Source organism: Niveispirillum fermenti (assembly GCF_048066175.1).
Taxonomy (GTDB): domain Bacteria; phylum Pseudomonadota; class Alphaproteobacteria; order Azospirillales; family Azospirillaceae; genus Niveispirillum; species Niveispirillum fermenti.
On record NZ_JBLTXA010000132.1, the window covers coordinates 1 to 465 of the forward strand.

Consider the following 465-nt stretch of genomic DNA (forward strand, 5'->3'; position numbering starts at 1 on the left):
GGCCGCGTCACCCGGCCCAGGACACGCAAGCCCTTGAGATGCATAAAAAAACTTCGCCGCGCTGGTCGCCGCGGTAATCCCAGACCACGCAAGCGGCAAGCCTCTGGAATTATGGTGGCAGGATGAGGCCCGCGTCGGGCAACAGGGAACGCTAACCTACGCCTGGGCCGACAAGGGCAGCCGGCCCCGCCAGTTGAAGGACACCCGCTATACCTGGGCCTATATCTTCGGTGCTGTCTGCCCCGCACGCGATGTCGGTGCAGCCCTCGTCATGCCCCGCGCCAACGCAGAGGCCATGAATAAGCATCTGGCCGAAATCGCCTCCCAAATCCAGCCAGGAAGCCATGCCGTTCTCATTCTCGACGGCGCCGGGTGGCACCAGACAGGCGGAAGACTGAAGGTCCCCGATACCATCAGCATCCTTCATCTGCCACCCTATTGCCCCGAACTCAATCCCGTCGAAAA

1 pseudogene is annotated in these 465 nt (G+C 62.2%); it reads left to right on the forward strand.

The annotated features are described in order from the left end of the window. Positions 1-465: pseudogene (locus tag ACM9LZ_RS26015) on the forward strand (IS630 family transposase); the annotation flags it as partial.